Annotated in this window: 20 protein-coding genes; 5 read left to right on the top strand and 15 right to left on the bottom strand. The window is 64.3% G+C overall.

The features are described from left to right. Positions 1-158 precede the first annotated feature (158 nt). The 3 genes from TZ03_RS26405 to TZ03_RS26395 all read left to right on the top strand — a co-directional run bounded on the left by TZ03_RS26405 (position 159) and on the right by TZ03_RS26395 (position 2377). On the top strand, positions 159-947 hold the full coding sequence (locus TZ03_RS26405; RefSeq protein ID WP_051101276.1) for an AraC family transcriptional regulator: 789 nt from the start codon (positions 159-161) through the stop codon (positions 945-947). Between the two features lie 63 nt (positions 948-1010). Continuing rightward, entirely contained in the window at positions 1011-1298 is a 288-nt protein-coding gene (locus TZ03_RS26400; protein ID WP_051101275.1) for a PsiF family protein, read from the top strand. 71 nt (positions 1299-1369) lie between these two features. Next, the gene (locus TZ03_RS26395; protein WP_051101274.1) at positions 1370-2377 is read left to right on the top strand and encodes an AI-2E family transporter; all 1008 of its coding nucleotides are present in this window, start codon (positions 1370-1372) and stop codon (positions 2375-2377) included. A 134-nt stretch (positions 2378-2511) separates the two neighbouring features. Here the strand turns inward: TZ03_RS26395 and TZ03_RS26390 are convergent, their stop codons facing one another. Beyond that, positions 2512-3783, bottom strand: a complete 1272-nt coding sequence (locus tag TZ03_RS26390) for an Hsp70 family protein (RefSeq protein ID WP_051101273.1) — start codon at positions 3781-3783, stop codon at positions 2512-2514. 165 nt (positions 3784-3948) lie between these two features. On the opposite strand from TZ03_RS26390, the gene cbpA reads away from it, so the two are divergent. Both cbpA and TZ03_RS26380 read left to right on the top strand, forming a co-directional pair. Then, positions 3949-4902, top strand: coding sequence for a curved DNA-binding protein (cbpA, locus tag TZ03_RS26385; RefSeq protein WP_051101272.1), 954 nt, complete (start codon positions 3949-3951; stop codon positions 4900-4902). A 2-nt stretch (positions 4903-4904) separates the two neighbouring features. Next, positions 4905-5210, top strand: a complete 306-nt coding sequence (locus tag TZ03_RS26380; protein WP_051101271.1) for a chaperone modulator CbpM — start codon at positions 4905-4907, stop codon at positions 5208-5210. A 144-nt stretch (positions 5211-5354) separates the two neighbouring features. On the opposite strand, the gene TZ03_RS26375 is transcribed toward TZ03_RS26380, so the two are convergent. The 14 genes from TZ03_RS26375 to TZ03_RS26310 all read right to left on the bottom strand — a co-directional run bounded on the left by TZ03_RS26375 (position 5355) and on the right by TZ03_RS26310 (position 19912). Beyond that, on the bottom strand, positions 5355-5870 hold the full coding sequence (locus TZ03_RS26375) for a GNAT family N-acetyltransferase (RefSeq protein WP_051101270.1): 516 nt from the start codon (positions 5868-5870) through the stop codon (positions 5355-5357). A 31-nt stretch (positions 5871-5901) separates the two neighbouring features. Further along, positions 5902-6600 carry an urea ABC transporter ATP-binding subunit UrtE gene (gene urtE, locus TZ03_RS26370; protein ID WP_051101269.1) on the bottom strand — a complete coding sequence of 233 codons (699 nt, stop codon included), beginning with the start codon at positions 6598-6600 and terminating at the stop codon, positions 5902-5904. Between the two features lie 133 nt (positions 6601-6733). Continuing rightward, a complete protein-coding gene (urtD, locus tag TZ03_RS26365) occupies positions 6734-7591 on the bottom strand; it encodes an urea ABC transporter ATP-binding protein UrtD (RefSeq protein ID WP_051101268.1) in 858 nt (285 codons plus the stop codon). Beyond that, positions 7588-8667, bottom strand: coding sequence for an urea ABC transporter permease subunit UrtC (urtC, locus tag TZ03_RS26360; protein ID WP_051101267.1), 1080 nt, complete (start codon positions 8665-8667; stop codon positions 7588-7590). The genes urtD and urtC overlap by 4 nt, the downstream gene beginning before the upstream one ends. Then, positions 8667-10154 carry an urea ABC transporter permease subunit UrtB gene (gene urtB, locus TZ03_RS26355; RefSeq protein ID WP_051101266.1) on the bottom strand — a complete coding sequence of 496 codons (1488 nt, stop codon included), beginning with the start codon at positions 10152-10154 and terminating at the stop codon, positions 8667-8669. Before urtB ends, urtC begins: the two co-directional genes overlap by 1 nt. A gap of 141 nt (positions 10155-10295) precedes the next feature. Next, positions 10296-11561: an urea ABC transporter substrate-binding protein gene (urtA, locus tag TZ03_RS26350; RefSeq protein ID WP_051101265.1), complete on the bottom strand. Its 1266-nt coding sequence runs from the start codon at positions 11559-11561 to the stop codon at positions 10296-10298. Between the two features lie 271 nt (positions 11562-11832). Further along, on the bottom strand, positions 11833-13233 hold the full coding sequence (gene cycA / locus TZ03_RS26345) for a D-serine/D-alanine/glycine transporter (RefSeq protein WP_051101264.1): 1401 nt from the start codon (positions 13231-13233) through the stop codon (positions 11833-11835). Between the two features lie 220 nt (positions 13234-13453). After that, positions 13454-14821, bottom strand: a complete 1368-nt coding sequence (locus TZ03_RS26340; protein WP_051101263.1) for a PepSY-associated TM helix domain-containing protein — start codon at positions 14819-14821, stop codon at positions 13454-13456. A gap of 58 nt (positions 14822-14879) precedes the next feature. After that, the gene (locus TZ03_RS26335; RefSeq protein ID WP_051101262.1) at positions 14880-16946 is read right to left on the bottom strand and encodes a TonB-dependent copper receptor; all 2067 of its coding nucleotides are present in this window, start codon (positions 16944-16946) and stop codon (positions 14880-14882) included. Positions 16947-17013: 67 nt separating this feature from the next. Next, positions 17014-17445 carry a DUF2946 domain-containing protein gene (locus TZ03_RS26330; protein ID WP_051101261.1) on the bottom strand — a complete coding sequence of 144 codons (432 nt, stop codon included), beginning with the start codon at positions 17443-17445 and terminating at the stop codon, positions 17014-17016. Positions 17446-17468: 23 nt separating this feature from the next. After that, positions 17469-17954 carry a copper chaperone PCu(A)C gene (locus tag TZ03_RS26325; RefSeq protein ID WP_051101260.1) on the bottom strand — a complete coding sequence of 162 codons (486 nt, stop codon included), beginning with the start codon at positions 17952-17954 and terminating at the stop codon, positions 17469-17471. Between the two features lie 46 nt (positions 17955-18000). Beyond that, positions 18001-18390: a DUF2946 domain-containing protein gene (locus TZ03_RS26320; RefSeq protein ID WP_051101259.1), complete on the bottom strand. Its 390-nt coding sequence runs from the start codon at positions 18388-18390 to the stop codon at positions 18001-18003. 203 nt (positions 18391-18593) lie between these two features. Then, a complete protein-coding gene (locus TZ03_RS26315) occupies positions 18594-19448 on the bottom strand; it encodes an SPFH domain-containing protein (RefSeq protein WP_051101258.1) in 855 nt (284 codons plus the stop codon). A 26-nt stretch (positions 19449-19474) separates the two neighbouring features. Next, positions 19475-19912 (bottom strand): NfeD family protein, encoded by a 438-nt coding sequence (locus TZ03_RS26310; RefSeq protein ID WP_051101257.1) that lies wholly within the window; start codon positions 19910-19912, stop codon positions 19475-19477. Between the last annotated feature and the right edge of the window lie 270 nt (positions 19913-20182).

Raw genomic sequence — 20182 nt, 5'->3', positions numbered from 1 at the left:
ACTGGGATGTCACTGGCCCGGAGACCGGCGCAAATCCTGTGGGAGCGGGCAAGCCCGCGAAGGCCTGCAAGGCAGGCCCTCGATCGGTCTGTATTATCGGTTGTCCGTTCACAAGCCTATACTCCTATCCAGACAACCCGCCCCGCAAAACAGTCAGCATGCCGCGCAAATACCTCGACATCCCCCAGTTCAACCAACTCCCGGCCTTGGTGTACTTCCGCCACGACGAGTTCGGCGCCGACACCCATAGTGCCTTGCACCAGCACGCCTGGGGCCAGCTCAACTACACCGCCCACGGGGTGATGCACCTGGATGTCGCCGGCCAGCGCTTCCTGTCGCCACCGCACTACGCTGTGTGGGTGCCTCCCGACACTGTGCATGGCTGCTACAACCCGCAGGCGATCGTCTACCGTTCGATCTATCTCGACCGCAGCCTGTGCGCCGCGCTGCCGCAGCAACCCTGCAGCCTGATGATCAGCGACATTCTCAAGGCGATCCTTGCCGACTTCGCCCGGCGCGACCTCAAGGTGGCCCACGACGAACGCGACCAGCGCCTAATGCAGGTGCTGCTCGACCAGTTGTTGCTGGCGCCCACCCAGGCCTGCTACTTGCCCTTTGCGCACAGCGATGGCCTGTGCCAGGTGCTCGACGCCCTCAGCGCCGAGCCCGGGGACAACCGCCCGCTGGCCGCCTGGGCCGCCCGGGTACATGTCAGCGAGCGCACCCTGGCCCGCCAGTTCCTGCGCGAGCTGGGCATCAGTTTTGGCGAATGGCGCCTGCGCCTGCGCTTTCTGCGCGCCATCGAAGCGCTGGAAGCCGGCCTGCCGATCCAGGCCATCGCGTTCGACCTGGGCTACAGCAGTGCTTCGGCATTCATCGCCATGTTCCAGCGCCAGGCCCAATGCACGCCCGAGCAATACCGCCGCCAGGCGCGGGCAGGGCGCTGAGAATTATTGACTACACTCAGCGCGACCCCCGTGCATCGGGCGCGGAGCCAAGGAGACCACTCCATGAAATTGCTGCAAATTCCCTTGCTGGTACTGGCGGTGTTGTTCAGCGCCCAAGGCTTCGCCGCCAATACCGCTCAGCAGGAAAAGATGAAAACCTGCAATGCCGACGCCACCGCCAAGGCCCTCAAGGGCGATGAACGCAAAGCCTTCATGAGCACCTGCCTGAAGAAAGACGTGCCACAAACCCAGCAAGAGAAGATGAAAACCTGCAACGCCGACGCCACCACCAAGGCGCTCAAGGGTGACGAGCGCAAGGCGTTCATGAGCGACTGCCTGAAGAAGAAATGACCTGCGCCTATGCCTGTAGGCATAAGGCTGGCAGACTGCGGGTCTTTTCCGTTGTCTGCCGTTGAGGCTGTATGACCTTCACCCCCCGCCAGATCACCCTGGCCAGTTGGATCATCGTGTTTGCCGGTCTGTTGCTGGCGCTGCCGATGAAGTTACTGCCGAGCCTGCTGGCCGGCCTGCTGGTGTTCGAGCTGGTCAACATGCTCACGCCGCGGCTGCAGCCGCTGATTGCCGGGCAACGCGCCCGCTGGCTGGCCGTGGCCCTGCTTGGCACGTTGGTGGTCAGCACCCTGACGCTGCTGATTGCCGGCGCCTTCAGCTTTCTGCTGCACGAAGCGGAAAACCCCGGTGCTTCGCTGGACAAGTTCATGGCCTTGGTCGAGCGTGCCCGCGGGCAACTGCCGCCCTTCATCGAGGGCTACCTGCCGGCCAGCGCGGCGGAGTTCAAGGTGGCTATCGGTGATTGGATCAAGAGCCACCTGAGCGACCTGCAACTGGTCGGCAAGGGCATGGCGCACATGTTCGTCACCCTGCTGATCGGCATGATCCTCGGGGCCATCCTCGCCCTGCAGCGCATCCCCGACATCTCCCGGCGCAAGCCGCTGGCAGCGGCATTGTTCGAGCGTCTGAGCCTGCTGGTGCAGGCGTTTCGCAACATCGTCTTCGCGCAGATCAAGATCTCGCTGCTCAACACCACCTTCACCGGCATCTTCCTGGCTGTGGTGCTGCCGATGTTCGGCGTGCACCTGCCGCTGACCAAGACGCTGATCGTGCTGACCTTCCTGCTGGGCCTGCTGCCGGTGATCGGCAACCTGATGTCCAATACCCTGATCACCATCGTCGGCTTGTCGCTGTCGATCTGGGTGGCGGCGGCGGCGCTGGGGTACCTGATCGTCATCCACAAGGTCGAATATTTCCTCAACGCGCGGATCGTCGGCGGGCAGATCAGTGCCAAGTCGTGGGAATTGCTGCTGGCGATGCTGGTGTTCGAGGCGGCGTTCGGGCTGCCTGGGGTGGTGGCGGGGCCGATCTATTACGCGTACCTGAAGAGTGAGCTGAAGCGGGCCGAGCTGGTCTGATCCATCATCAGCCTGTGCCGGCCTCATCGCCGGCAAGCCAGCTCCCACAGGGACCGCACAGAATCCAAAACCTGTGCAGTACCTGTGGGAGCGGGCAAGCCCGCGAAGAGGCCGGTACAGGCTAAAGAGATGCCTCAGGCAGCGCCGTACCGCTTGCGCGCCTCGATGGCCAGGCCGCTACCGATGCTGCCGAAGATATTGCCTTCCACATGCCGCGCGTTCGGCAGCATCGCCGCCACGCTGTTGCGCAGCGCCGGAATCCCGCTGGAACCGCCGGTGAAGAACACCGTGTCGACCTGGCCTTCGCTCACGCCAGCCTTGGCCAACAGTTCGCTCACGCTACCGCGCACGCGCTCCAGCAGCCCTTCGATAGCGCCCTCGAACAGCGCCCGCGACAGGTCCACGCCCAGCTCGTGCTCGATGCGGCCGAGGTCGACGCGGCGGCTCTGCTGCTCGGTCAGCTCGATCTTGCTGGCCTCCACTTCCATTGCCAACCAGTGCCCGGCACGCTCTTCGATCAGCTTGAACAGGCGGTCGATGCCCAGGGTGTCCTCGATGTCGTAGCGCATGCTGCCCAGGGCCAGCTGCGACTTCTGCGAGTACAGGGCGTTGATGGTGTGCCAGGTAGCCAGGTTGAGGTGGTAGCTGGTGGGCATCAGTGCGCCGCTCTTCATGCGGCTGCCATAGCCGAACAGTGGCATCACGCCTTGCAGGCTCAATTGCTTGTCGAAGTCGGTACCGCCGATATGCACGCCACCGGTGGCGAGGATGTCGCTTTGGCGCTCGGCCACCTGGTGGCGCTCGGGCGACAGGCGGATCAGGGTGAAGTCCGAGGTACCACCACCGATGTCGACGATCAGCACCAGCTCTTCGCGGCTGATGCCCGACTCATAGTCGAAGGCCGCGGCAATCGGCTCGTACTGGAACGACACGTCCTTGAAGCCGAGCTTGCGCGCTACCTCGGCCAGGGTGTCCTCGGCCTCCTGGTCGGCAGCCGGGTCTTCGTCGACGAAGAACACCGGGCGGCCCAGCACCACCTGCTCGAATTCGCGACCAGCGGCGGCCTCGGCGCGCTTTTTCAACTCGCCGATGAACATGCCCAGCAGGTCCTTGAACGGCAGGGCGCTGCCCAGCACGCTGGTGTCGTGCTTGATCAGCTTGGAGCCCAGCAGGCTTTTCAGCGAGCGCATCAGGCGGCCTTCGTAGCCTTCCAGGTACTCGTGCAGCGCCAGGCGGCCATACACCGGGCGACGTTCCTCGATGTTGAAGAACACCACCGAAGGCAGGGTGATCTTGCCGTCTTCCAGGGCAATCAGCGACTCGACGCCGGGGCGATGCCAGCCGACGGTGGAGTTGGAGGTGCCAAAGTCGATGCCCAGGGCACGGGCCGGGGATACGTCAGACATGGGAAATGAGCTTCCGGAGGGCAAAACGGCCGCGCAGTGTATGCCAGTTGGCTACAGAATCAAGACCAGTCGTCTGCCATGGGGCAAAGCCAAGGCGGTCTTGAAAGGCTATGCTTGACCCCTATCTTCTGTTGCAACACGTACATTCACATTGGTGATCCATAGATGGACTTCAAAGACTATTACAAGATACTCGGCGTAGAGCCCACGGCGGACGAAAAGGCGATCAAGGCCGCGTACCGCAAGCTGGCGCGCAAGTATCACCCCGATGTCAGCAAGGAGCGCGACGCCGAGGAAAAATTCAAAGAGGCCAACGAGGCCTACGAAGTGCTGGGCGACGCGCAGAAACGTGCCGAGTTCGACGAGATTCGCAAGTATGGTGGCCAGCATGGCCGGCCATTCCAGGCACCACCGGGTTGGGAGAACCGTGGCGGTGGCGGCGGCTTCGAGGGCGGCGATTTCTCCGACTTCTTCAGCTCGATCTTCGGCGGGCGGGGTGGCAACCCCTTCGGTGGTGCTCGGCAACAGCAACGCAGTGCCGGCAGGCGAGGGCAGGACGTGGAGCTTGAACTGGCGGTATTCCTTGAAGAGACCCTGAACAAGGAGTCCAAGCAGATCAGCTTTCAGGTGCCGCAAACCAATGCCCTGGGCCAGCGCACCGGTTTCACCACCAAGACCCTGAACGTGAAGATCCCGGCCGGGGTGGCCGACGGCGAGCGCATTCGCCTCAAGGGCCAGGGCGCGCCGGGCAGCGGTGGCGGGGCCAACGGCGACCTGTTCCTGACCATTCGCATGGCACCGCATCCGCTGTTCGATGTCGAAGGTCATGACCTGATCATCACCGTGCCGCTGGCACCGTGGGAGGCGGCCTTGGGCGCCAAGGTGGCGGTGCCTACCCTGGACGGCAAGATCAACCTGACCATCCGCCCCGACAGCCAGAGCGGCCAGCGCCTGCGCGTGCCGGGCAAGGGCCTGGCGAACAAGCAGGGCGAGCGCGGCAACCTCTACGCGCAGCTCAAAGTGGTTATGCCGACGACATCCGACGAGTCTACCCGTGAACTGTGGGCCAAGCTTTCCGAAAAGGCCGCGTTCAATCCGAGGACACAATGGAGTAAGTAACCATGAGCAGCACCCTGATCGTTCAACTGGACATGCGTACCCTGTGTCAGGAGGCCGATATCACGGCTGACTGCGTGATCGAGATTGTCGAGCACGGCATTGTCGAGCCTTCCGGGCGAACGCCGGAGGACTGGCTGTTCGACGATCAGGCCCCGCTGCTGGCCAGGCGCGCGGCGAAGCTGCACCAGGACCTGGAGCTGGAATGGGAAGGGGTGGCGCTGGCGCTGGAGTTGTTGGAGGAAGTGCAGCAGTTGCGCAGTGAGAACAGCATGTTGAAGCAGCGGCTGGGCCGGTTTATCCAGATGTGAGTCAGCGCACCGGCCCATGTGGGAGCGGCCTTGTGTCGCGAAAGGGCTGCAAAGCAGCCCCGGCGATATTGAGGTGGAACAGAGATCTGGGGCTGCTACGCAGCCCTTTCGCGACACAAGGCCGCTCCCACATGGGCTCGCATTTCAGCTTGGCTCGGCGCCTGGGTTCAACAGCAGTTGCATGAAGGTCAAATCCAGCCAGCGGCCAAACTTCACCCCCACCTGCGGCATCTGCCCGGTCACCACGAAGCCCAGCCGCTCATGCAGGCGCACCGACGCCGCATTGCCACTCTCGATGGCTGCCACCATCACATGCTTGCCACAGCCCTTCGCACGCTCGATCAGCGCCGCCATCAGCAGAGGCCCCAACCCCTTGCCACGCTGGTCGCCACGAACATACACCGAATGTTCCACGGTAAGGCGAAAGCCCTCGAACGGCCGCCAGTCGCCAAACGAGGCATAGCCCAGCACGCCAGTCTCATCCACCGCCACCAGGATCGGGTAACCCTGCTGGGCCCGTGCTTCGAACCAGGCCTGGCGGTTGGCCAGGTCGACCGGGGTTTCGTTCCAGATCGCCGTGGTGTTGCGCACCGCGTCGTTGTAGATGTCGAGGATGCCCGGCACGTCGATAGGCAGGGCGTCGCGGATTTCATAACTCATGACAGCGTCTCGCAGGGTCGTTGTTTGCAGATTAAATGGTTACCAGCCCCCGCACACCTTCGGCTTGCATGTTTTCGCCGCGGCCACGCTGGACGATTTCGCCACGGGCCATGACCAGGTACTGGTCGGCCAGTTGTTCGGCAAAGTCGTAGAACTGCTCCACCAGCAGGATGGCCATGTCGCCGCGTTCGGCCAGGCGGCGGATCACTGCGCCGATTTCCTTGATCACCGAGGGCTGGATGCCTTCGGTCGGCTCGTCGAGGATCAGCAAGCGCGGGCGGCTGGCCAGGGCGCGGCCGATGGCCAGCTGTTGCTGCTGGCCGCCGGACAGGTCGCCGCCACGGCGCTGCTTCATCTGTTCCAGTACGGGGAACAGCTCGTAGATGAAGGCCGGTACTTCGCGGGCCTCGCGGGCGGGGAAGCGCGACAGGCCCATCAGCAGGTTCTCCTCGACGGTAAGGCGCGGGAAGATCTCGCGGCCCTGGGGCACGTAGGCGATGCCGGCCTGGACCCGTTGCTGGGGTTTGAGGGCGCTGATCGGCTTGCCTTCCCATTCGATACTGCCTTCGCGGGCCGGCACCAGGCCCATCAGGCAGCGCAGCAAGGTGGTCTTGCCCACGCCATTGCGACCCAGCAGGCAGGTGACTTCGCCGACCTTGGCCTCGAAGGACAGGCCGCGCAGGATGTGGCTGCCGCCGTAGTACTGGTGCAGGGTGTCGATCTTGAGCATGTTGGTGTTCCTGAAAGGGTTGCTGTGCCTGTGCTGGCCCTTTCGCGGGTGAACCCGCTCCTACATGGACCGTGTAATGCCACGGGTGTAGGAGCGGGTTTACCCGCGAAGAGGCCAGCGCAGGTTTCCATGTCTAGCGGCCCAGATACACCTCGACCACCCGCTCATCCGCCTGTACCTGCTCCAGCGACCCCTCCGCCAGCACGCTGCCCTGGTGCAGCACGGTCACATGGTCGGCAATGCTGCCGACAAAACCCATGTCATGCTCCACCACCATCAGCGAATGCTTGCCAGCCAGGCCCTTGAACAGCTCGGCGGTGAACTCGGTCTCGGCATCGGTCATGCCGGCCACCGGTTCGTCGAGCAACAGCAATTGCGGCTCCTGCACCAGCAGCATGCCGATCTCCAGAAACTGCTTCTGCCCATGCGACAGCAAGCCTGCCTGGCGCTGGGCCAAGGGCAGCAGGCGCAAGGTGGCCAGCACCTCTTCGATACGCTGGTGTTGCTCATCGCCCAAGCGGGCTGCCAGGCTGGCCCACACCGACTTGTCGGTCTTCAACGCCAGCTCCAGGTTCTCGAACACCGTCAGTGCCTCGAACACCGTGGGCTTCTGGAACTTGCGGCCAATGCCGGCCTGGGCGATCTGGTACTCGCTCATGCGGGTCAGGTCGAGGGTGTCGCCAAAGTAGGCGCTGCCAGTGTCGGGGCGGGTCTTGCCGGTGATCACGTCCATCATCGTGGTCTTGCCGGCGCCGTTGGGGCCGATGATGCAGCGCAGTTCACCCACGCCGATGTACAGGTTGAGCGCGTTTAGCGCCTTGAAGCCATCGAAGCTGACGCTGATGTCCTCCAGGCTCAGTACCGTGCCGTGGCGGGTGTCGAGGCCGGCCTTGCGGCTGTGGCCCAGGCCGATCGCCTCACGGCTGTTGCCGAGGTTGTCGAACACCGGCTCGAGCATGAATTCAGGGTGGACCGGGGGCACGCCTCTCATGGCTGGCTCCTTTTCTTCAACAGGCCGACCACGCCCTTGGGCAGGTACAGGGTGACGAGGATGAACAGCGCGCCGAGGAAGAACAGCCAGAACTCCGGGAAGGCCACGGTGAACCAGCTTTTCATGCCATTGACCAGGCCGGCACCGAGCAGCGGGCCGATCAGCGTGCCACGCCCACCCAGGGCCACCCACACGGCGGCCTCGATAGAGTTGGTCGGCGACATCTCGCTGGGGTTGATGATGCCTACCTGCGGCACGTACAGCGCACCGGCCAGGCCGCACAGCACGGCGCTCAGCACCCACACCAGCAGCTTGAAGCCGCGCGGGTCGTAGCCGCAGAACATCAGGCGGTTCTCGGCGTCGCGCACGGCCGTGAGCAGGCGGCCGAACTTGCTGCGGGTCAGGCGCCAGCACAGGTACAGGCTGGCCAGCAGCAGGCCGAGGGTGAGCAGGAACAACACCGCGCGGGTGCCCTGGGCAGCGATGTCGAAGCCAAGGATGGTGCGGAAGCTGGTGAAGCCGTTGTTGCCGCCAAAGCCGGTTTCGTTGCGGAAGAACAGCAGCATGCCGGCGAAGGTCAGGGCCTGGGTCATGATCGAGAAGTACACGCCCTTGATTCGCGAGCGGAAGGCGAACCAGCCGAACACCAGCGCCAGCAGCCCGGGCGCCAGCACCACCAGGCACAGGGCCCAGGCGAAGTGCTGGGTGCCGGCCCAGTACCAGGGCAACTCGGTCCACGACAGGAAGGCCATGAACCCCGGCAGGCCGTCACCGGCCGCCTGGCGCATCAGGTACATGCCTATGGCATAGCCACCAAGGGCGAAGAACAGGCCGTGGCCCAGCGACAGCAGCCCGGCGTAACCCCAGACCAGGTCCAGGGCCAGGGCGACGATGGCGTAGCAGAGGATCTTGCCGACCAGGGTCAGGGTGTAGGCCGAGACTTGCAGGGCATGGTCCGCCGGCAGCAGTGACAGCAGCGGCAGGGCGAGCAGGGCCAGGACGACGATGGTACCGATGGCCAGCGACAGGCGCGGCCCGGCTTTTTGCGTGGCGGTGACAAGCAGTGGCTGGTTCATCAGTCGATTACCCGTCCCTTGAGGGCGAACAGGCCTTGCGGGCGCTTCTGGATGAACAGAATGATCAACGCAAGGATGAGGATCTTGCCGAGCACGGCGCCAATCTGCGGCTCCAGCAGCTTGTTGGCGATGCCAAGGCCAAACGCCGCCCACAGGCTGCCCGCCAGTTGCCCGACACCGCCAAGCACCACCACCAGGAACGAGTCGATGATGTAGCTCTGGCCCAGGTCCGGGCCAACGTTGCCGACCTGGCTCAGGGCCACGCCGCCAAGCCCGGCGATACCCGAGCCGAGGCCGAAGGCGAGCATGTCGACGCGCCCGGTGGACACGCCGCAGCAGGCAGCCATGTTGCGGTTCTGGGTGACTGCACGCACGTTCAGGCCCAGCCGCGTGCGGTTGAGCAGCAGCCAGGTGAGCAGCACCACGGCCAGGGCGAAGCCGATGATCACCAGGCGGTTGTACGGCAGCACCAGGTTGGGCAGCAGCTGGATGCCGCCCGATAGCCATGCCGGGTTGCTCACTTCGACGTTCTGCGCGCCGAACAGCAGGCGGATGGCCTGGATCAGGATCAGGCTGATGCCCCAGGTGGCCAGCAGGGTTTCCAGCGGGCGGCCATACAGGTGACGGATCACCGTGCGCTCCAGCGCCATGCCGACCCCGGCACTGACGGCGAAGGCCACCGGCAGGGCGATCAGCGGGTAGAACTCGATGGCGCCCGGGGCGTAGCGCTGCAGCAGCACCTGGACCATGTAGGTGCTGTAGGCGCCAAGCATCAGCATCTCGCCGTGGGCCATGTTGATCACCCCGAGCAGGCCGAAGGTGATGGCCAGGCCGAGCGCCGCCAGCAGCAGGATCGAACCCAGCGACAAGCCGCTGAAGGCCTGGCCGAGCAGTTCGCCGACCAGCAGTTTGCGCTGGACCTGGGCCAGGCTGGTTTCGGCGGCGGTGCGCACGCCTGGGTTGGTTTCTGCGTCGGGTTGCAGCAGCGCTTCGAGACGGGTACGGGCCAGTGGGTCACCGGTTTCACCCAGCAGGCGCACGGCGGCCAGGCGCACTGCCGGCTCACTGGCGCCCAGCTGCAGGTTGGCCAGGGCCAGGCCCAGGGCGGCGTGCACGGCGGCGTCGGGTTCGCTGGCGAAGCGCCGGTCGAGGAAGGCCATTTGCGCCGGTTGTGCGCTTTTTTGCAGTTGCTGGGCAGCGGCCAGGCGGGTGTCGCTGTTGTCGCTGAGCAACTGGTGGCTGGCCAGGGCGTTGTCGATCAGGCCGCGCAGGCGGTTGTTCAGGCGCACCTTGCGGGTGTCGTCGGCGGCGATGCGGCCTTGGCGCAGGTTTTCCAGCAGTGGCAGGCGTGCGGCATCGGGTTGTGCTGCCCAGCTTTCGAGCAGGCGGGCCTGCTCGGCGGGCTTGGCGCTGAGGAAGAACTCGCCCTCGTTGGCCTGGGTTGCCAGGGGGATTAGCAGCAGGAGAGTGAGCAGGAGTCTGAGCATGCGGGTAATCCTGGAAATCGGCGGTGGATTCTTCGCGGGTGAACCCGCTCCTACACAGGTACGGCGCAAGGTTTGAAACCTGCGCGATCCCTGTAGGAGCGGGTTCACCCGCGAATGGGCTGCAAAGCAGCCCCAGTGCACTCAGTTACCTTTCACTGCATAGTCCGGGCGCTTGTCGTTGCCCGGAATGAACGGGCTCCACGGCTGCGCCCGCAGCGGCTGCTCGGTTTCCCATACCACGCTGAACTGCCCGTCATCCTGGATCTCGCCGATCATCACCGGCTTGTGCAGGTGGTGGTTGCTCTTGTCCATGGTCAGGGTGAAGCCCGACGGTGCCTCGAAGCTCTGCCCGGCCAGTGCCTCGCGCACCTTGTCGACGTCGGTGGACTGGGCTTTCTCCACTGCCTGCGCCCACATGTGGATGCCCACGTAGGTGGCCTCCATCGGGTCGTTGGTCACTGCCTTGTCGGCACCTGGCAGATTCTTGGCCTTGGCGTAGGCCTTCCAGTCGGCAACGAACTTCTGGTTCACCGGGTTATCCACCGACTCGAAGTAGTTCCACGCTGCCAGGTGGCCCACCAGTGGCTTGGTGTCGATGCCGCGCAGCTCTTCTTCGCCCACCGAGAACGCCACCACCGGCACGTCGGTGGCCTTCAGGCCCTGGTTGGCCAGTTCCTTGTAGAACGGCACGTTGGAGTCGCCATTGACCGTGGAGATGACCGCAGTCTTGCCACCGGCGGAGAACTTCTTGATGTTGGCGACGATGGTTTGGTAATCGCTATGGCCGAACGGCGTGTACACCTCTTCGATGTCCTTGTCGGCCACGCCCTTGCTGTGCAGGAAGGCGCGCAAGATCTTGTTGGTGGTGCGCGGGTAGACGTAGTCGGTGCCCAGCAGGAAGAAGCGCTTGGCGTTGCCGCCGTCTTCGCTCATCAGGTATTCCACGGCGGGGATGGCCTGCTGGTTGGGCGCGGCGCCGGTGTAGAACACGTTCGGCGACATCTCTTCACCCTCGTACTGCACCGGGTAGAACAGCAGGCCGTTGAGTTCTTCGAACACTGGCAGTACCGACTTGCGCGACACCGAGGTCCAGCAGCCGAATACCACGGCGACCTTGTCCTGGGTCAGCAGCTGGCGGCTCTTTTCGGCGAACAGCGGCCAGTTGGAGGCCGGGTCGACCACCACCGGTTCGAGCAGCTTGCCATTCACGCCCCCCTTGGCGTTGATCTGCTCGATGGTCATCAGCGCCATGTCCTTGAGCGACGTCTCGGAAATGGCCATGGTCCCCGACAGCGAATGCAGGATGCCGACCTTGATGGTCTCGGCGGCCTGGATACTCCAGCTCAGGCCCATTGCGGCAATCGATGCGCTGAGGGTAAAGGCCTTGATCAGACTGCGACGCTTCATGTGCTCTCTCCGCTGGGTTTTTATGTGTTGGGCAAGCGGGGAGGGGCGTTGCAAGGGGTGTGCCTAATGGCGGGAAGGGCGGGATAGAGGGGTTGTGCGAGCTGTTGGGGCGTATGGGAGGTCCAGGTTGGTGCCTGGTATTTTGGTGTGCACAGGATTGGGGCCGCTGTGCGGCCCATCGCGACACAAGGCCGCTCCCACATTTGACGGCGTACACCTTGTGGGAGCGGCCTTGTGTCGCGAAAGGGCTGCAAAGCAGCCCCCTGGGCCATCAGCCGTTATGCACAGCTGTGCGCAAATGGCGCTTGCTGCGCACGAACTGGTAGGTCACCGCCAGCAGCAGGAACCAGATCGGCGTGACGACCAGTGCCGAACGGGTATCCGCCTCCAGGCTCAACAACACCAGAATGAAGGCAAAGAACACCAGGCACACGTAGCACATGAAGCGCCCGCCAGGCATCTTGTACTTCGACGCCTGGTGCAGCGCGGCGCGGTGCTTGCGGTACTTCAGGTAAGACAGCAGGATCAGCGTCCAGACAAACATGAACAGCACTGCCGACACCGTGGTGACCAGGGTGAACGCCTCGACCACGTTCGGCACCAGGTAGATCAGCACCGCCCCCAGCAGCAGGCAGGTGCAGGAGAAATACAGGCCGTTGGCCGGCACCGAGCGGCTCGACAGTTTCTCGAACGCCTTGGGTGCATCACCTTCCTGGCTCAAGCCAAAGAGCATGCGGCTGGTGGAGAACACACCGCTGTTGGCCGACGAGGCCGCCGAGGTCAGCACCACGAAATTGATGATGCTGGCCGCCGCTGGCAGGCCGGCCAGCACGAACAGCTCTACGAACGGGCTCTTGCCCGGCACCACGTCGCGCCATGGGGTCACGGCCATGATCGCTACCAGGGCCAATACATAGAACACGATGATCCGTACCGGGATCGAGTTGATCGCCCGCGGCAGGGTACGCTCCGGGTTTTTCGCTTCGGCGGCGGTGGTGCCCACCAGCTCGATGCCGACGAAGGCGAACACCGCGATCTGGAAGCCGGCGAAGAAGCCCATCAACCCATGGGGGAACATGCCGCCGTCATTCCACAGGTTGGCCAGTTGCGCGGTACGCCCGCTGGGCGAGGTGAAACCGCTGATGACCATGTACAGGCCGGTGGCGACCAGGCCGAGGATGGCGACGATCTTGATCAGGGCGAACCAGAACTCCATCTCACCGAACATTTTCACGGTCACCAGGTTCAGCGACAGCAGCAACGCCACGCAGGACAGCGCCGGTATCCACTGCGGCAGGTCGGGGAACCAGAACTGCGTGTAGGCAGCGATGGCGACCACATCGGCGATGCCGGTGACCACCCAGCAGAACCAGTAGGTCCAGCCGGTGAAGTAACCAGCCCAGGGGCCGAGCAGGTCGGCGGAGAAGTCGATGAACGACTTGTAGTTCAGGTTCGACAGCAGCAGTTCGCCCATGGCGCGCATGACGAAGAACAGCATGAAGCCGATGATCATGTAGACGAAGATGATCGACGGTCCGGCCAGGCTGATGGTCTTGCCCGAGCCCATGAACAGGCCGGTGCCGATCGCGCCGCCAATGGCGATCAACTGGATGTGGCGGTTGGTGAGGTTGCGCTGCAGATGCTGTTCATCTGGCGCTGTGGGTGAGGTCATAGGCTGCATTCCCTTGAAAGGTCGGTCTTCTTGTCAGAGGTAGCCGGCTAGGCTAACACGCGCGTTCCAGTTCGGCGCGCGACAGATCGACTCGACTTTTGGGTAGCAGTGTTCTACCTGTACCGGCCTCTTCGCGGGCAAGCCCGCTCCTACAAGGGCAACGCGGTCCCTTGTAGGAGCGGGTTTACCCGCGAAAGGGCCGGCACAGGCAATACAAGGCTCAAGCGCTGGCCAGCACCCGGCGGCGCCTTACCACCAGACTATCCACCACCCACATCACCACCATCGACACCCCCACCAGCGGGAACATCACCCCCAATACCAGCATCACCCCCACCGCCGTCTTCCAGCGCGGCAGGTCATGGCGCAAAGGTGGCACTCCCAGCCCACCCTCGGGCCGGCGCTTCCACCACATCACCAGCCCGCTCACCGAACCCAGCAGGATCATCAGGCACACCAGCAGGATGATGACCTGGTTGAGCGCCCCGAACATCTTGCCTTCATGCAGCATCACCCCCAGCTCGGTAGCGCGAGCGACCGGGCTGTAGTCCTGCCAGCGCACATCGGCCAGCACCTTGCCGGTGTACTGGTCGACATGCAGGGTGGCGTCGTTGCGCGGGTCGTCGGCGAACACGGCGATGGTGAACACACCCTCTGCCGTGGTGGGCAGGGTAATGCTGTAGCCCGGCTCGACCTGGCGCGAGGTGGCGATGTCTTCGACTTGCTGCACGCTCACCTGGGGCGCAGCCGGCATGTTCGACATCATGTGGTGCCCGGCGTGTTCGGCGTGCGCGCCGGACTGCGGCATCGGCGTGTTTTCCATTGCCCAGGGCACGGTCTGGCGGTGCGCGCTGTTCAGTTCGCGCGCCTGCTGGTCCGACTTGGGCACGTCGTTCCACATGGCCGCCGGGAAGCGGTTCCACAAATCGGCGTACTGCTTGCCCCACAGGCCGGTCCAGGTCATGCCGCTGACCAGCATCAGCAACAGCAAGGCCGAGCCCCAGAAGCCGGTAACCGCGTGCAGGTCGCGCCACAACAATCGGCCGCGCGCCGACAGCCTTGGCCACAGCACGCCAGCGCCATTGCGCCCACGCGGCCACCACAAGTACAGGCCCGACACCACCAGCACGATGCCCCAGCCGGCGGCCAGTTCCACCAGGCGGTCGCCGACCGTGCCGACCATCAACTCACCATGCAGGGCACGGGCGATGGCCTGCAGGTTCTGCTTGCCGTCTTGCTCACCGAGCACCTTGCCGCTGTAAGGGTCGACGAACACGTTCAGTTCACGCCCGCCGTCATGCACCACGAACTGCGCACTGCGCTCGGCATTCAACGGCGGCAGGTACTGGCCGACGTGGCCGTTGGGGTAGGCCTGGCGCACTTCGGCCAGCATCAGGTCGGCACCCTGTCGGTGGTGGCCGGCTTCCACCACCATCAGGTCGCGGTACAGCAGCGGGTCGAGCTGTGGCTTGAACAGGTAGATGATCCCGGTGATCGCCAACAGGATCATGAACGGGGCGACGAACAGCCCCGCATAGAAGTGCCAACGCCAGGCCAGGTTATAGAAATTGATGCGTGTTCCTCTCATGGGAACCTCCTGTTTGACCAGCAGATGGGCGCCACCGAAGCTGCGCCCGTTGTTGTTGTCAGAAGCTGAAGTCGACCTTGGTCCAGAAGGTCCTGCCTGGCTCATTGACCGGCTGTGGATCGGTTGCCGGGTAGCCGAACCCGGCGTTCCCGGCCAGGTTCAAGTGCTCGGCGTAGGTTTTGTCGAACAGGTTGTCGACCCCTGCGCTGAGCTTGAGGTTGTTGTTCACCTTGTAGGCGCCGTTGAACGAGAACACGCCGAAGCCGGCGCTCTTGTCGTAGTCCTTGCCGACCACGTTGCCCTGGTTCTCGGCGATGCGGTTCTGCGCCGCCACCAGCCGCCACAGCGCACCGACGCTCCACACGTCGCGGCTGTAGGTCAGGCCCAGGCGGCTTTCCAGGGGAGGCATTTGCGGTAGCGCTTTGCCATCACTGCTGTTCTTGCCCCAAGCGTAGGCCAGCGTGGCATCGGCCTTCCAGTTTTCGCTCAGCTGGTAGGCGGCGCCCAGTTCGCCACCCATGATGCGGGCGTCGATGTTCTGTGCCTGGGAGGTGCTCATGCCCATCATGCCGGTGCGGTAGTCGAACAGGATGTAGTCGCGGATCTGCCCGACATAGCCCGAGGCCCAGGCTTCCAGGCGCTCGTCGCGGTACTGGATGCCGAAGTCGAGCTGGGTGGTCTTTTCTGGCTTGATACCGTCGAAGGCATTGGCCGCACCGGGCGGTGCCAGCTTGGGCGAGAACAGCTCCCAGTAGTCGGGGAAGCGCTGGGCATGGCCGAGGCCGATGTAGGTGGTGGCCGGGATGGCTGCCAGGTCGTGCTCGTAGCGGATGAAGCCGCTGGGCAGAGTGTCGGCGCGGGTGTCGCCTTCGGTGGCGCTGCCTTGGCGGAAGTCGCGGGCCGAGGCGCGATCCAGGCGGGCGCCGGTGATCAGGCGGTCTTCACCGCTGACGTACCAGGTCAGTTCGCTGAAGGCACCGTAGTTGTGGAAGTCGGCGTCCTTGGTCCAGGCCTGGCCTTTGTGCGCGTCCACACCCATGCCGCCGCGCTGGCGATGTTCGTTGGTCTGCGCGTCGATGCCGCTGATCAGTTGCACGTCGGCCCAGCGCCAGGTGGCCTTGATGCGCGCGCCCATGGTGCGACGGTCGACGTTGCTGACCATCGGCATGCCCATCATGCCGCTGCCCGACGGCGTGCGCAGGCTGTAGTTGTCCATCACATGGTCGGCGTAGTTGTAGTAGACCTGCGCCTCGACCTTGTCCAGCACCTCGCCGAGGTTGGACTTTTCAAAGCGCAGGCCCAGGCTTTCGCGCTTGAACTGCGAGCCGTCCATGCCGCGCCCGGCATAGCGGGCTTCGCCATCGCCCTTGCCGGCAGTCAGTTCCAGCAGGGTGTCCTGGTCGGGCGTCCAGCCGAGGGTGACATCGCCGTTCCATTTGTCCCAGCGCGACGGCACGGTGTCATCGTTGCCGTCGTGGTAGTCGTCCGAGCGCGACTGGTTGCCGACGAAGCGGGCATAGCCCTGGCTGTTGCCGGCAGCGGCGTCCAGCACCTTGTCGAAGCGGCCGTTGGAACCGGCCAGCAGGCTGGCGTTGACGCGGCTGCCGAGGGTGCCGAACTTCTCCGGTTCGCGCTCGAAGAGGATGGTACCCGCTGAGCCGCCCGGGCCCCAGATCACGCTTTGCGGGCCTTTGATCACGGTCAGGCGGTCGTAGGTTTCCGGCGAAATGTAGGACGTGGGGGCATCCATGCGGTTGGGGCAGGCGCCGAGCATCAGGCCGCCGTTGGTGAGGATGTTCAGGCGCGAGCCGAACATGCCGCGCAGTACCGGGTCACCATTGGTGCCGCCGGCGCGGATGGCCGAGAAGCCGGGGATGGTCTTGAGGTAGTCGGCGCCGTCGCTGGCCGGCACCGGCTGGCGCGGGTCTTTCGGGTTGGTGACCACGGTCAGCGGCGAGCTCGGGGCCACGGCGGTGATCACCGTCGGGCTCAGCTCGGGTGCGTCGTGCGTGTGGCCTTCATGGCCAGGGTCGGCGGCCAGAGCCACGGGCGCGAGCAGCGAACCGCACACGGCGGCAATGGCCCCACGCAGGGACAAGGCAAAAACAGGGGTGCAGCCGGACATAATGATTCCAGTCGATCAGTCATGAGTTAGCGCGAAGCCTCCTGGCTCCGTGCGCAAAAAAGTGTGTTCAGACGCTGATCGAGGAAGGCGGGGCGCGGCTGCGCGCACCAGGGAATACAGCCTGCCGGGCATGGCCCTGGTGCGTTGGCGCAAGCAGGTGGAGGGAAGGGATGACGCTGCCGGCACTCAGCGGGCTGAGGGCCTGGGGCAGGGCCGGGCAGTTGAACAACAGGCTGCAGTAACCGCACTTTTCCCACATCACGTGCAGCTGGCCATCACCGCCGTGGCCGTGATGGGTGTCGCCGCCATGCTGATGGGCAGCCGCCACCGGCATCTCCATCGGCATGCTCATGCCGGCGTGGTGATCCATCGGCATCGACTGGGAAATCAGCGGGCCGATGAAGATCATCCACATGGCGAACAGGCTCAGCCATCCGCCACCGGCGCGCCTGCGGTCAGGGCGGGTGGTACGGCTGATGCTGTTGCGCGGCAGGCTCATGGCGAGTGCCTTTCAGCGGGTGGTCAGTGCGCGTGTTCGTGGGCTTGCGGCTGGTCCGTTGGGGCCTGCTTCTGCACGGCCACCTCGACGGTGATGTCGCCGGCCTTTTCGAAGTGCAGGGTCAACGGAAAGCGCTTGCCGTCGCTGAGCAGGCTGCGGTCCTTGGGCTGCATCAGCATCACATGGTAGGCGCTGGGGGCGAAGGTCAGGTCCTTGCCGGCGGGCACCACCACGCTGGGCACCTGCTGCATCTTCATGGCGCCGCTGGCGCTCATGGCATGTTCATGCAGTTGCGCATCATCGCTGATGGGGCTGTCGACGCTCAGCAGGCGGTCGTCGGCCTTGCCATTGTTATGCACCACGAAATAGGCGGCGACATTGGGTGCGTTGGGGGGCAACTGCAGCGACCAAGGGTGGGCGATGTGCAGGTCACCCACGGTGTATTCGTGAGCGTTGGCAAAGGCACCGGGCAGCAGCAGGGCGGCCACGACGAGGGCGTGCTTGAGCATGATGAATCTCCGTTGTGTTCAGGTTCAGGCAAACAGCGTGATGAACTCAGGCCAACGGAGAGGCACGGGGGTTGAGCGCAGGCCGGAGTTGGCGCGGCGTCGGTTGGTAGTCGGCAGGTGGCGGCAGCAGCCCGGCGCGCAGCGCTGGCGGGTTGTGCAACTGCGGCGGGTAGCCGGGCAGGGCCAGCAGCGGTGCGGCACCGGAGCAGCACCAGCAATTCATCATGCTGGCGCTGTCGTCGCTTTGCGGGCCGAGGTCGATCTTGGCCAGGGCCTGGACGTCGACCTTGGCCTTGCTGGCCATGCTGGAACAGAAAGCCCCCCACAGCAGCTGCTCGGCCGGGCCTTTGGGCACAGCTGAGGCCAGCGGCATGGCCAGCAGGTTGAACAGCACTGCAAGGCAGGCTATCCAGGCGATGTGCCGACGTGGGGGCATGGAGAGATCCGGTCAGGAATCGTGGTGGCTATTGTAAGGCCGAGTATAGGTAAAAATGGCGGGGTGCGGTGAAGTGACGCAGGCAGTTGAAGTGATGTCGCCTGCTTCGCGGGCATGCCCGCTCCCACAGGATTGCCTACAGCCTTGAGAGCTGTGCAGTACCTGTGGGAGCGGGCGTGCCCCCGAAGCAGGCCAAATCAATCTCAAGCCTTGTTGCGACCCATCAACCCGCGCACGGTCTCTTGCAGGTCTGCCGGCAACACCACCACCTTGGCATTGCTGCTGCCCGCCAGGTTCTCCATCGCCCCCACATAGCGTTCACCCAACAGGTACATTGCCGGCACGGTCTCGTTGCCCACCGCGTCCTTGACCAGCGAAATCGCCCGCGCCGAGGCCTCGGCCAGGCTGATCTGCGCCTCGGCATCCAGCCTGGCTGCCTGCAGGCGTGCTTCGGCCTCGAGGATCGCCGCCTGCTTGGCCCCTTCGGCGCGGGTCACGTCGGCCTTGCGCTCACGTTCGGCGGCTGCCTGGCGCTCCATGGCCAGTTGCATGTTTTCCGACGGCTTGATGTCCTGGATCTCCACCGAGCGCACGGTCACGCCCCAGTCTTCGGTCTGCTCGGACATCGCCTCGCGCAGGCGTGCCTTGATCTGCTCGCGGCTGGACAACGCTTCGTCCAGGTCCATGGCGCCAACGATGGCGCGCAGCGAAGTCATGGTCAGGCTGGTGACGGCGAACGAGAAGTTCTGCACGCCGTAGGAGGCTTTCTGCGGGTCGACCACCTTGGCGAAGCACAGGGCGTTGGCGACGATCACCGCGTTGTCCTTGGTGATGATTTCCTGTTCCTGCACGTCGAGGATGATGTCCTTGGTTGGCAGGCGGTAGGCGACCACGTCCATGTACGGGATGACGATGTTCAGGCCGGGCTTGAGCGTGCTCTGGTAGCGGCCCAGGCGCTCGACGATCCATTCCTCGCCCTGGGGCACGATGCGCACGCCCTTGAACACGGTGATCAGGACGAACAAGGCGATGGCGCCGACGATGATGAGGCTGGTCATGATGCAAACTTCCTTTTAATGCGGATTCAGGCCCGGATGACACGGGCGGTGTTGCCCTCGATGGCGGTAATGCGTACCCGCTCGCCGGCCGGGATTTCGCCATCGGCGATGCAGGTCCATTCTTCGTTGCCGAGGATCGGCTTCTGGAAGCGCACGCGGCCTTTCTGGAACTCCGAGACGCCAGTGGTCAGCAAGCCCACTTCGCCGATCACGCTGTCGGCGGTCCAGCGCACATCCGGCTGCTTGCGCCGGAACAGCTTGAACCACAGTGCAGTGGTGACCGATGACAGCAGCACCCACAGCAGCACCTGCATGTCCAGTTGAAGGCTGGGGGCGGCGAGCGAGACCAGCGAGACCAGCACGGCACCGATGCCGAACCAGAGGATGAAGAACGTCGGCAGGACCAGTTCGAGCAGGATCAGGGCGATGCCGAAGACTAGCCAGATCCACCATTGGATTTCCATATGGGTAGCGCCTTCCAGGGAGAGGGGCCGAGTTTAAGGCAGTGGAGCGGCACAGGGCCACTTGCAGAGTTGAAGGAAAAGGCTGAAAGGGCTGTAGGGCAACCGCCTTACCCGATTTTCGAAGGCTAGCGGGGTCACCTGTGGGAGATTCTATGGTTTCTGGCAAGGACATCAGGGTTGCCGGGTGCTCGCCACAGCAGCTTCAGCGCCTGTGAGATCGAGCGCCGCCCGCGCGGCGCATCGCGAGCTGGCGCTCGCTCCTACGTTTGT

The organism is Pseudomonas sp. 10-1B (genome assembly GCF_000935045.1).
GTDB lineage: Bacteria > Pseudomonadota > Gammaproteobacteria > Pseudomonadales > Pseudomonadaceae > Aquipseudomonas.
This window is presented reverse-complemented; position numbering and strand designations above follow the sequence as displayed.